The following is an 11,717-nucleotide window of genomic DNA, read 5'->3' on the forward strand; positions in this document are numbered from 1 at the left end:
ATTTCAAAAAGTCGTCCACTTTGTGGGTGCACCCGTTGGGGTATCGCCAAGCGGTAAGGCTCTGGTTTCTGATACCAGCATTCCGAGGTTCGAATCCTCGTACCCCAGCCATTTTAGAAAAGCTCGCTTCGGCGAGCTTTTTGCTTTTCTAACGCCGGGTGACGGCAAGCCTTACCCGGCCTACATGACGCGTAGGCCTGATAAGCGCAGCGCCATCAGGCACCACTTGAGCTACAACCCTAATGCATACTTCAGCGCCTGACGTTTTAAAACGCCTGCACGCTCGGCGGCCATTAGACCAAGATTGCGCATAATACGCAGCGGCTGCAGGTTGTTGCTGAATCCGGCGTAAAACAGATCCATACCACTTTGCATGATGAAGTTATCGGTCATACGACGCGTTTGGTAGCGCTTCAGTACCCGCTGACTGGCCCACTGCTCACCATAGCTACGGGCGTTCACCAGCACATCAATTAACGCATCGACATCACGGTACCCCAGATTCACCCCCTGCCCGGCAAGCGGATGAATGGTGTGCGCAGCATCGCCCACCAGCGCCAGTCCTGGCTGTACATACTGCAACGCGTGGCGACGAGTAAGTGGAAACGCCCCTGCGGCAACAGGCGTAACGTCACCCAGACGTGAAGGGAAATATTTTGCGATTTCCGCCTGGAGCTGCGCCATATCGAGACTCTGCAACTGGCGGATGCGGGCCGGAGAGTCATACCACACCAGCGAAGCCCAGTTATCGAACAGCGGTAAAAACGCCCGCGGTCCGTCAGGGGTAAACTGCTGCCAGGTACTGTCTCCCGGTGAATTCTCGCATTGCACGGTAATCAGCATGCAGGATTGCGCGTACTGCCAGGCATGGATGCCAATCCCGGCCATTTGACGTACCTGAGAATTCGCGCCATCGGCACCAATCACCAGTTTTGCCGTTATCTTTTCACCGCCAGTCAGTTCAAGCTCATGCCGATCGTTATGTTGATGCAGAGAAATCAGTGATGCCGGCACGCGCAGGGTCACGTTGGGATGCGCCTCCATCGCCTGCCACAACGCCTGTTGCAGGACGTTGTTTTCGACCATATAGCCCAGCAATGGGAGTTTTAGCTCTGCCGCATCAAACACCACATGGGCATTCTCCCACTCCCAGGTTTCCAGACGACGATATGGATGAGTGCGCATGCCCTGCACCGCATCCCAGACACCCAACCCTTTCAGCAACGATGCAGACGCGGAGCTAATGGCTGAAATACGGATATCGGGCTGACTGTCAGCCACAAACGGCACGGGCGCGGCGTGCTCTATTACCGTCACCCTGAATCCATGCTGCGCCAGTCCCAGCGCCAGCGCGCCGCCGACCATCCCCCCGCCGACAATGGCAATTTCCGTTGGTTGATTTGTCATGGTCAATCATCCTGTTACATGTATTCTGTAAGTTTACAGGATTTTTTACCCCTTGAGGCTGACATCCGTCATACTGGTCACAACCGCGCCAACGCAGTACACTATGCGCCCTGCATTTCAGCCACAATTTCGCAAGAGCAAGTCGATGACTAAAAAACTCCATATTAAAACCTGGGGCTGTCAGATGAACGAATACGATTCATCGAAGATGGCCGATCTGCTGGATGCCACTCACGGGTATCAACTGACCGACGTGGCGGAAGAAGCGGATGTGCTGCTGCTGAATACCTGCTCAATTCGCGAGAAGGCTCAGGAAAAAGTTTTCCATCAGTTAGGTCGCTGGAAACTCTTAAAAGAGAAAAACCCGAATCTGATTATCGGCGTGGGTGGCTGTGTCGCCTCCCAGGAAGGCGACCATATTCGTCAACGTGCACACTACGTCGACATTATTTTTGGGCCACAAACCCTGCACCGCCTGCCGGAAATGATCAACAAAGTGCGCGGTAGCACCAGCCGTAGTCCAGTGGTGGATATCAGTTTCCCGGAAATCGAAAAGTTCGACCGCCTGCCGGAACCGCGTGCTGAAGGTCCAAGCGCGTTTGTGTCCATCATGGAAGGCTGTAACAAATACTGCACTTACTGCGTGGTGCCCTACACCCGCGGTGAAGAAGTCAGCCGTCCGGCGGACGATATCCTGCTTGAAATTGCCCAACTTGCGGCGCAGGGCGTACGTGAAGTCAACCTGCTGGGGCAAAACGTTAACGCCTGGCGCGGTGAGAACTACGACGGCACGACCGGCTCATTCGCAGATTTACTGCGTCTGGTAGCGGCGATCGACGGCATTGACCGTATCCGTTTCACTACCAGTCATCCAATTGAGTTCACCGACGATATCGTTGAAGTCTATCGTGACACCCCGGAGCTGGTAAGCTTCCTGCACCTGCCGGTACAGAGTGGCTCAGATCGCGTACTAAACCTGATGGGACGTACCCATACCGCGCTGGAATACAAGGCAATCATCCGCAAACTGCGCGCTGCACGCCCGGATATTCAGATTAGCTCCGACTTCATCGTGGGCTTCCCTGGCGAAACCACACAAGATTTCGAGCAGACCATGAAGCTGATTGCCGACGTTAACTTCGACATGAGCTACAGCTTTATCTTCTCAGCTCGTCCTGGCACGCCTGCCGCCGATATGGTTGACGACGTCCCGGAAGAAGAGAAAAAGCAACGTCTGTATATCCTGCAGGATCGCATCAACCAGCAGGCCATGGCCTGGAGCCGCCGTATGCTCGGCACCACCCAGCGTATTCTGGTCGAAGGCACGTCGCGTAAAAGCGTAATGGAGCTGTCGGGTCGTACTGAAAATAACCGTGTGGTGAATTTTGAAGGCACCCCGGATATGGTCGGTAAGTTTGTGGATGTTGAAATTACCGACGTCTGGACTAACTCCCTGCGCGGTAAAGTCGTGCGTACCGAGGACGAAATGGGCCTGCGCATCGCAGAAAGTCCGGAGTCGGTCATTGCGCGTACCCGCAAAGAGAACGATCTGGGTGTCGGCATTTATCAGCCGTAATTACCATAACCCCTCCTCTATCCCCTAAAGCGACAAACGAGCAAATCCCCAGGAGCATAGATAACTATGTGACTGGGGTGCGCGATTGCAAACAACGCCTCTGCGGCTTGAAGTATGACAGGGAGGGTCTTGTAATTCCTCTCTACGCCCCCATCTTCATTGCAATGCTTGCGCCTTTTCCCTGTGGCGTGAATAATTTCCCTACATGCCGGTAAATGTTCGACGTCCGGCGATATCTGCATAAGAGGAACGGTTTGAACATAGACACTCGCGAAATTACCCTTGAGCCCGCAGACAATGCCCGTCTGTTGAGCCTGTGCGGTCCTTTTGATGACAACATCAAACAGCTTGAACGTCGCCTTGGTATCGAAATTAACCGCCGCGACAACCACTTTAAGCTGACCGGTCGCCCGATTTGCGTTACCGCTGCGGCAGATATTTTACACAGCCTGTACGTCGATACCGCGCCAATGCGCGGCAAGACGCAGGACATCGAGCCGGAACAAATTCACCTGGCAATCAAAGAAGCGCGTGTCCTTGAGCAGAGCGCAGACAGTGTGCCGGAGTTTGGCAAAGCGGTGAATATCAAAACCAAGCGTGGCGTGATCAAACCGCGTACGCCGAATCAGGCGCAGTACATCGCCAATATTCTCGACCACGACATCACCTTCGGCGTCGGTCCTGCAGGGACGGGTAAAACCTACCTGGCGGTAGCCGCCGCGGTCGATGCGCTCGAGCGTCAGGAAATTCGCCGTATTCTGCTGACCCGTCCGGCGGTTGAAGCCGGTGAAAAACTGGGCTTCCTGCCGGGCGATCTCAGCCAGAAAGTCGATCCTTATTTACGTCCGCTGTATGATGCGCTGTTCGAAATGCTTGGTTTTGAGAAGGTGGAGAAGCTTATTGAGCGTAACGTCATTGAAGTCGCCCCGCTGGCTTATATGCGCGGTCGTACGCTGAACGATGCGTTCATTATCCTTGATGAGAGCCAGAACACGACTATCGAACAGATGAAAATGTTCCTGACCCGTATTGGCTTCAACTCCAAAGCGGTGATCACCGGCGACATTACCCAAATTGACCTGCCGCGCAGCACCAAATCCGGTCTGCGTCATGCCATCGAAGTGTTGGCTGAGGTCGATGAGATTAGCTTTAATTTCTTCCATAGCGAAGACGTGGTACGCCACCCGGTGGTTGCCCGTATCGTGACGGCGTATGAAGCCTGGGAAGAAGCAGAACAAAAACGTAAAGCCGAACAGGCAGCGGAACGCAAGCGTGAAGCCCAGGAACAGGAACAAAAATGAGTCAGGTTATTCTCGATTTACAGCTGGCATGTGAAGATAACGCCGGTTTACCGGATGAGCGCCAGTTTCAGGCATGGCTGGATGCGGTGATCCCGCAGTTTCAGGAAGAGTCAGAGGTCACCATTCGCCTGGTCGATGACGCTGAAAGCCACGAACTGAATCTGACCTATCGCGGGAAAGACAAGTCAACCAACGTGCTGTCCTTCCCGTTTGAGGCCCCACCGGGCATCGAACTGCCGCTGTTGGGCGATTTGATCATCTGTCGTCAAGTGGTCGAAAAAGAAGCGCAGGAGCAAGGTAAGCCTCTTGAAGCCCACTGGGCACACATGGTTATACACGGTAGCCTGCATCTCTTAGGCTACGACCATATCGAAGACGACGAAGCGGAAGAAATGGAATCCCTCGAAACAGAGATTATGCTTGCTCTGGGCTATGAGGATCCGTACATTGCCGAGAAGGAATAACCTGCTACCGGTCAAGCCGGTGACAGGTCACGACGCCGGGCACTGAGTTTACGTGCCTTGAGCAATCTATTAACTAACATGAGAACCCATACGACGCCATGAGCGACGACAATTCACACAGTAGTGACACCTTACACAGCAAAAAGGGATTCTTTTCCCTGTTACTGAGCCAACTTTTCCACGGTGAACCAAAAAACCGCGACGAACTGTTGGAGCTGATCCGTGATTCCGGGCAAAACGACCTTATCGATGAAGATACGCGCGATATGCTCGAAGGGGTGATGGACATTGCGGACCAACGTGTTCGCGACATCATGATCCCCCGGTCCCAGATGATCACACTGAAACGCAACCAGACTCTGGATGAGTGTCTTGATGTCATCATCGAGTCCGCCCACTCGCGTTTCCCGGTGATCAGCGAAGACAAAGATCACATTGAAGGGATTCTGATGGCGAAAGACTTGCTGCCGTTTATGCGCAGTGATGCCGAAGCTTTCAGCATGGAAAAAGTGTTACGCCCGGCGGTTGTCGTACCTGAGAGCAAGCGTGTTGACCGCATGCTGAAAGAGTTCCGCTCTCAGCGGTACCATATGGCTATCGTTATCGACGAGTTCGGCGGTGTCTCGGGTCTGGTGACCATTGAGGACATTCTTGAACTGATCGTCGGTGAAATCGAAGATGAATACGACGAAGAAGACGATATCGATTTCCGTCAGCTTAGTCGCCACACCTGGACCATTCGTGCGCTGGCCCCGATCGAAGACTTCAACGAAGCCTTCGGCACCCACTTTAGCGACGAAGAAGTCGATACTATTGGCGGTTTGGTGATGCAGGCCTTTGGTCATCTGCCCGCACGTGGAGAGACTATCGACATTGATGGCTACCAGTTCAAAGTTGCCATGGCCGACAGCCGTCGTATTATTCAGGTTCATGTCAGAATTCCGGACGACTCACCCCAGCCAAAACTGGACGAATAAACCCGAAACTGGATCAAAGACTACATGGCATTTGCCCCCTTAATTGAACGCCAGCGCATTCGCCTGCTGCTGGCGTTATTATTCGGCGCCTGCGGGACGCTGGCGTTCTCTCCGTATGACATCTGGCCTGCGGCGATTATTTCGCTGATGGGTCTGCAGGCCTTAACTCTCAACCGTCGCCCACTCCAGTCTGCCGCTATCGGCTATGTCTGGGGAATGGGTCTTTTTGGCTCCGGCATCAACTGGGTCTATGTCAGCATTGCGCAATTTGGCGGTATGCCAGGCCCGGTTAACGTATTCCTTGTGGTATTGCTTGCGGCATACCTCTCGCTGTACACAGGTTTGTTTGCGGGCGTTCTGTCGCGCCTGTGGCCAAAAACCAGCTGGCTGCGGGTGGCGATTGCTGCCCCGGTAGTCTGGCAGATAACCGAATTCCTGCGCGGCTGGGTGCTGACCGGCTTCCCATGGCTACAGTTTGGCTACAGCCAGATTGACGGCCCGCTGAAAGGCCTGGCGCCGGTAATGGGCGTCGAGGCGATTAACTTCCTGCTGATGATGGTCAGCGGCCTGCTGGCGCTGGCGTTAGTCACACGTAACTGGCGTCCTCTGGTTGCTGCCGTGGTATTGTTCGCTCTGCCCTTCCCGCTGCGTTACATCCAGTGGTATACGCTGGAGCCAGAAAAAACAACCCAAGTTTCGATGGTGCAAGGTGACATTCCGCAGTCGCTGAAGTGGGATGAAGGTCAGCTCATCAACACGTTGAAGATTTACCTTGATGCCACGCAGCCTGAAATGGGCAAATCACAGCTGATCATCTGGCCAGAGTCCGCTATTCCTGATCTGGAGATCAATCAGCAGCGTTTCCTCGACATGATGGATGACCTGCTAAAATCTAAAAACAGCACGCTAATCACCGGTATTGTTGACGCGCGCCTTAACAAGCAAAACCGCTACGATACTTACAACACCATCATCACGCTGGGTAAAGACAGTCCGTACAGCTATGACTCCAGCAATCGTTACAACAAAAATCACCTTGTCCCGTTTGGTGAGTTTGTGCCGCTGGAATCGATTCTACGCCCGCTGGCGCCGTTCTTTGACTTACCCATGTCATCCTTCAGCCGAGGGCCGTATGTGCAGCCACAGCTGCAGGCACACGGCTTTAAGCTGACGGCGGCAATCTGCTACGAAATTATTCTTGGCGAACAGGTACGGGATAACTTCCGCCCGGATACGGACTACTTGCTGACCATCTCCAATGATGCCTGGTTTGGTAAATCCATCGGTCCATGGCAGCACTTCCAGATGGCGCGCATGCGGTCACTGGAGCTGGCGCGTCCGCTGTTGCGTAGCACTAATAATGGCATCACGGCGGTGATTGGCCCGCAAGGTGAAGTGCAGGCCATGATCCCGCAGTTTACCCGACAGGTACTGACCACCAGCGTTACCCCGACAACGGGTCTCACGCCGTATGCACGTACCGGAAACTGGCCGTTATGGCTGGTTACCGCGTTGTTAGGCTTTGGCGCGATCATCATGAGTCTGCGCCAGCGTCGTAAATAATCTCTGCTCTCGTCATATTGCCGGATGTTGGCGCTCACGCGCCTTGTCCGGCTAACACGTCCCCCCTCTTCTCTCCCATTCTGGCACGCCTATTGCTTTGTTATACAAGGCAAACGCTGTTTTGGTTGAATGTGCAACCTGGTCGCACCAAATTTGAGCACAGGTAGCACCTGAAATGTGCAACAAGATATTTTTGCCCTCAAACGGTGCGGCGCACTTCGCAAAAATAAACAATAACACAGCAAATTCTTTACATTCATCCAAACTAAATGTTAACAAACACATACAAGACTGCACTTTTAAGTAGCAAACAATAACAACATCACAATGGGTATCAATGCGTCCCTGACGCAGACGATAAAGGAGTTGGATATGCAATTACGTAAGCTCGCCACTGCCATGCTGGTCGTGGGAATGTCTGCCGGTCTGGCGCACGCGGAAGATGCCGCCCCTGCGGCAAGCAGCACCCTGGACAAGATCGCTAAAAATGGCGTCATCGTCGTCGGACACCGTGAATCCTCGGTCCCGTTTTCCTACTACGATAATCAGCAGAAAGTGGTCGGTTATTCACAGGATTACTCCAACGCAATTGTTGAGGCCGTGAAGAAAAAGCTGAACAAACCTGACCTGCAGGTGAAGCTGATTCCGATTACCTCCCAGAACCGCATTCCGCTGCTGCAAAACGGCACCTTCGACTTTGAATGTGGTTCAACCACCAACAACGTTGAACGCCAGAAACAAGCGGCATTTTCTGACACCATTTTCGTTGTCGGCACCCGCCTGCTGGCGAAAAAAGGCGGCGACATCAAAGATTTCGCTGACTTGAAAGGCAAAGCGGTGGTTGTGACTTCCGGTACCACCTCGGAAGTGCTGCTGCATAAGCTGAACGAAGAACAAAAAATGGATATGCGCATCATCAGTGCGAAAGACCACGGTGACTCTTTCCGTACCCTCGAAAGCGGTCGCGCCGTCGCCTTTATGATGGATGACGCCCTGCTGGCTGGTGAACGCGCGAAGGCGAAGAAACCGGACAACTGGGAGATCGTCGGCAAGCCACAATCTCAGGAAGCGTACGGCTGTATGCTGCGTAAAGACGACGTCGCGTTCAAAAAGCTGATGGATGACACCATTGCACAGGCACAAACTTCAGGTGAAGCAGAGAAGTGGTTTGATAAATGGTTTAAAAACCCTATTCCGCCAAAGAACCTGAATATGAATTTCGAACTGTCGAGCGAGATGAAGGCCCTGTTCAAAGAACCAAATGATAAAGCACTCAACTAACTAAAATAAATGGGGCGAGTTCACCTGGCCCTCACGATTGTCGGGAAGCATGGACAGACTATACGCTGAGTGGCCGTTCCCCACTCAGCGCGAAAAATGAGCTTCTCAACAATCTTCGAGGGTAGCGCTGCTACCCTTTTTTTTTCTGGAGTAGATTTATGTCTATAGACTGGAACTGGGGGATTTTTTTACAAGAAGCCCCGTTCGGCAACACCACCTATCTCGGCTGGCTCTGGAGTGGTTTCCAGGTCACCGTCGCGCTTTCAATCACCGCCTGGATTATTGCTTTCCTGATAGGTTCCCTATTCGGCATCTTACGCACCGTTCCCAACCGTTTCCTTTCCGGGATAGGCACGTTGTATGTTGAACTGTTTCGTAACGTTCCGCTGATCGTACAATTTTTTACCTGGTATCTGGTGATCCCGGAACTGCTCCCAGAAAACATTGGCATGTGGTTCAAGGCTGAGTTGGATCCCAACATCCAGTTTTTCCTCTCCTCAATGCTCTGCCTGGGGCTGTTTACCGCCGCCCGCGTTTGTGAGCAGGTGCGCGCCGCGATTCAGTCTTTGCCTCGCGGACAAAAAAACGCCGCGCTGGCGATGGGGCTGACGCTACCGCAGGCCTATCGCTATGTTCTGCTGCCCAACGCCTACCGCGTGATCGTACCGCCGATGACATCAGAAATGATGAACCTGGTGAAAAACTCCGCCATCGCCTCAACCATCGGTCTGGTCGATATGGCAGCACAGGCAGGCAAGCTGCTGGATTACTCTGCCCACGCCTGGGAGTCGTTTACGGCTATCACCCTTGCCTACGTCTTGATTAACGCCTTTATTATGCTGGTGATGAATCTGGTTGAACGTAAAACTCGCCTGCCTGGCAATTTGGGAGGCAAATAATGTACGAATTTGACTGGAGTTCCATTGTCCCCTCCCTGCCGTATCTGCTGGATGGGCTGATGATCACGCTGAAAATTACCGTTACGGCGGTCATTATTGGCATCGTTTGGGGAACTATCCTTGCGGTAATGCGTCTGTCCAGCTTCGCGCCCATTGCCTGGTTTGCGAAGATCTACGTGAACGTATTCCGCTCTATTCCGCTGGTCATGGTACTGCTGTGGTTCTATCTGATTGTACCGGGGTTCTTACAGAACGTATTAGGCCTGTCACCGAAAACCGATATTCGTCTGATCTCAGCGATGGTGGCGTTTTCGATGTTTGAAGCGGCGTACTACTCAGAGATTATCCGTGCCGGGATCCAGAGTATTTCTCGTGGACAGTCCAGCGCCGCGCTGGCGTTAGGGATGACCCACTGGCAGTCGATGAAGCTCATTATTCTGCCGCAGGCATTTCGCGCGATGGTGCCGTTGCTGCTGACCCAGGGCATCGTTCTATTCCAGGACACCTCGCTGGTCTACGTATTAAGTCTTGCAGATTTCTTCCGTACCGCCTCCACCATTGGCGAGCGTGACGGCACACAGGTCGAGATGATCCTGTTCGCTGGCGCCGTCTATTTTGTATTCAGTCTGAGCGCATCGTTGTTGGTCAGCTATTTGAAGAAAAGGACAGTTTAATGATTACCCTGAAAAATGTTTCTAAATGGTATGGTCACTTTCAGGTTCTGACCGACTGCTCCACGGAAGTTAAAAAAGGTGAAGTGGTGGTAGTTTGCGGTCCGTCAGGCTCCGGTAAATCGACGCTGATCAAAACGGTAAACGGCCTGGAGCCAGTGCAGCAGGGTGTGATCACCGTTGACGGTACCGTCGTGAATGACAAAAAAACCGATCTGGCCAAACTGCGTTCTCGCGTGGGCATGGTCTTCCAGCACTTTGAACTGTTCCCACATTTGTCGATCATCGAAAACTTGACCCTGGCCCAGGTAAAAGTACTTAAACGCGATAAAAAGCCTGCTCGCGACAAAGCACAAAAACTGCTTGAGCGCGTAGGACTGTCGGCCCATGCCGATAAGTTTCCGGCCCAGCTTTCTGGTGGACAGCAGCAGCGCGTGGCCATTGCCCGGGCGCTGTGTATGGATCCTATCGCCATGTTGTTTGATGAACCCACCTCAGCGCTCGATCCAGAAATGATCAACGAGGTGCTGGACGTCATGGTCGAGCTGGCTCATGAAGGGATGACCATGATGGTGGTCACCCACGAAATGGGCTTCGCTCGGAAAGTGGCGAACCGGGTAATCTTTATGGATGAGGGTAAGATTGTGGAAGACTCGCCGAAAGAAGAGTTCTTTGCCAATCCAAAATCAGACCGCGCCAAAGACTTCCTCGCCAAAATATTGCATTAATCTTTCCGGCGCGCACATCAAAGTGCGCGCCAAATCACGCTTTCTTTCTTCGCATCTCGAATCACATACAGCCCGGCGTTAACCTTGTCACGAAGTCCCACCCACAAGGAGTCACAATGGCACTTCCGATCCTTTTTGATTGCGATCCAGGTCATGACGACGCTATCGCAATGGTTCTCGCCCTTGCCTCACCGGAACTTGATGTTAAAGCCATAACATCCTCAGCGGGCAACCAGACGCCTGATAAAACCCTGCGTAATGTGTTGCGTATGTTAACGCTGCTCAACCGATCGGATATTCCCGTTGCCGGAGGCGCGTTGAAGCCCCTGATGCGCGAGTTGATAATTGCCGATAACGTTCACGGAGAAAGTGGCCTGGACGGCCCCGTACTGCCGGAGCCGGCATTTGCCCCGCAAAGTTGTACAGCCGTGGAGTTAATGGCGAAAACCCTGCGCGAAAGTCCGGAACCGGTCACGATTGTATCAACTGGCCCCCAAACTAACGTAGCACTGCTGCTGAATAGCCACCCCGAGTTGCATAAGAAAATCGCCCGTATTGTGATTATGGGCGGCGCGATGGGACTCGGAAATTGGACACCGGCTGCTGAGTTCAATATTTATGTTGATCCCGAAGCGGCAGAGATGGTGTTTCAATCAGGTATTCCGGTAGTGATGGCCGGGCTGGACGTCACACATAAAGCACAAATTCATCGTGAAGACACCGAGCGATTGCGCGCGATTGGCAATCCTGTGGCGAGCATTGTCGCTGAGTTACTGGATTTCTTCTTCGAATATCACAAAGACGAGAAATGGGGATTCAAAGGCGCACTGGATTGGCCCCTATATTTCCA

General features: G+C 53.0%; 11 protein-coding genes and 1 tRNA gene. 11 read left to right on the forward strand and 1 reads right to left on the reverse strand.

What is annotated here, in order from left to right:
- Positions 1 to 36: 36 nt before the first annotated feature.
- Positions 37 to 111 (forward strand) — tRNA-Gln (locus FDW95_RS05660).
- 120 nt (positions 112 to 231) lie between these two features.
- On the opposite strand, the gene ubiF is transcribed toward FDW95_RS05660, so the two are convergent.
- A complete protein-coding gene (ubiF, locus tag FDW95_RS05665) occupies positions 232 to 1,407 on the reverse strand; it encodes a 3-demethoxyubiquinol 3-hydroxylase (protein ID WP_115259092.1) in 1,176 nt (391 codons plus the stop codon).
- 145 nt (positions 1,408 to 1,552) lie between these two features.
- Here ubiF and miaB point away from each other — a divergent pair, with 145 nt between their 5' ends.
- From miaB to rihA, 10 genes are all read left to right on the forward strand, one after another.
- Positions 1,553 to 2,983, forward strand: a complete 1,431-nt coding sequence (gene miaB, locus FDW95_RS05670) for a tRNA (N6-isopentenyl adenosine(37)-C2)-methylthiotransferase MiaB (RefSeq protein ID WP_096757880.1) — start codon at positions 1,553 to 1,555, stop codon at positions 2,981 to 2,983.
- A 254-nt stretch (positions 2,984 to 3,237) separates the two neighbouring features.
- Complete coding sequence (locus FDW95_RS05675) at positions 3,238 to 4,284, forward strand: PhoH family protein (protein ID WP_167456046.1); 1,047 nt, start codon at positions 3,238 to 3,240, stop codon at positions 4,282 to 4,284.
- A complete protein-coding gene (gene ybeY, locus FDW95_RS05680) occupies positions 4,281 to 4,748 on the forward strand; it encodes an rRNA maturation RNase YbeY (RefSeq protein WP_115259094.1) in 468 nt (155 codons plus the stop codon). Before FDW95_RS05675 ends, ybeY begins: the two co-directional genes overlap by 4 nt.
- Before the next feature lie 98 nt (positions 4,749 to 4,846).
- A complete protein-coding gene (gene corC, locus FDW95_RS05685; RefSeq protein WP_096757884.1) occupies positions 4,847 to 5,725 on the forward strand; it encodes a CNNM family magnesium/cobalt transport protein CorC in 879 nt (292 codons plus the stop codon).
- A gap of 24 nt (positions 5,726 to 5,749) precedes the next feature.
- A complete protein-coding gene (lnt, locus tag FDW95_RS05690) occupies positions 5,750 to 7,288 on the forward strand; it encodes an apolipoprotein N-acyltransferase (RefSeq protein ID WP_115259095.1) in 1,539 nt (512 codons plus the stop codon).
- Between the two features lie 372 nt (positions 7,289 to 7,660).
- Positions 7,661 to 8,569, forward strand: coding sequence for a glutamate/aspartate ABC transporter substrate-binding protein GltI (gene gltI / locus FDW95_RS05695; RefSeq protein ID WP_096757887.1), 909 nt, complete (start codon positions 7,661 to 7,663; stop codon positions 8,567 to 8,569).
- A 158-nt stretch (positions 8,570 to 8,727) separates the two neighbouring features.
- Positions 8,728 to 9,468, forward strand: a complete 741-nt coding sequence (gltJ, locus tag FDW95_RS05700) for a glutamate/aspartate ABC transporter permease GltJ (protein WP_096757888.1) — start codon at positions 8,728 to 8,730, stop codon at positions 9,466 to 9,468.
- Positions 9,468 to 10,142, forward strand: a complete 675-nt coding sequence (gene gltK / locus FDW95_RS05705) for a glutamate/aspartate ABC transporter permease GltK (protein ID WP_096757889.1) — start codon at positions 9,468 to 9,470, stop codon at positions 10,140 to 10,142. The genes gltJ and gltK overlap by 1 nt, the downstream gene beginning before the upstream one ends.
- Positions 10,142 to 10,867: a glutamate/aspartate ABC transporter ATP-binding protein GltL gene (gltL, locus tag FDW95_RS05710; protein ID WP_096757890.1), complete on the forward strand. Its 726-nt coding sequence runs from the start codon at positions 10,142 to 10,144 to the stop codon at positions 10,865 to 10,867. Before gltK ends, gltL begins: the two co-directional genes overlap by 1 nt.
- A 116-nt stretch (positions 10,868 to 10,983) precedes the next feature.
- Positions 10,984 to 11,717: pyrimidine-specific ribonucleoside hydrolase RihA (rihA, locus tag FDW95_RS05715; RefSeq protein ID WP_137363438.1), on the forward strand; the 734-nt coding region annotated here is incomplete at its 3' end.

Source organism: Citrobacter sp. wls718 (assembly GCF_005280945.1).
In the GTDB taxonomy this organism is placed as follows: Bacteria; Pseudomonadota; Gammaproteobacteria; order Enterobacterales; family Enterobacteriaceae; genus Citrobacter; species Citrobacter gillenii.

Coding starts and splice junctions, on each gene's coding strand:
- ubiF (WP_115259092.1), bottom strand. CDS start 1,407: ATGACAAATCAACCAACGGAAATTGCCATTGTCGGCGGGGGGATGGTC.
- miaB (WP_096757880.1), top strand. CDS start 1,553: ATGACTAAAAAACTCCATATTAAAACCTGGGGCTGTCAGATGAACGAA.
- ybeY (WP_115259094.1), top strand. CDS start 4,281: ATGAGTCAGGTTATTCTCGATTTACAGCTGGCATGTGAAGATAACGCC.
- corC (WP_096757884.1), top strand. CDS start 4,847: ATGAGCGACGACAATTCACACAGTAGTGACACCTTACACAGCAAAAAG.
- lnt (WP_115259095.1), top strand. CDS start 5,750: ATGGCATTTGCCCCCTTAATTGAACGCCAGCGCATTCGCCTGCTGCTG.
- gltI (WP_096757887.1), top strand. CDS start 7,661: ATGCAATTACGTAAGCTCGCCACTGCCATGCTGGTCGTGGGAATGTCT.
- gltJ (WP_096757888.1), top strand. CDS start 8,728: ATGTCTATAGACTGGAACTGGGGGATTTTTTTACAAGAAGCCCCGTTC.
- gltK (WP_096757889.1), top strand. CDS start 9,468: ATGTACGAATTTGACTGGAGTTCCATTGTCCCCTCCCTGCCGTATCTG.
- gltL (WP_096757890.1), top strand. CDS start 10,142: ATGATTACCCTGAAAAATGTTTCTAAATGGTATGGTCACTTTCAGGTT.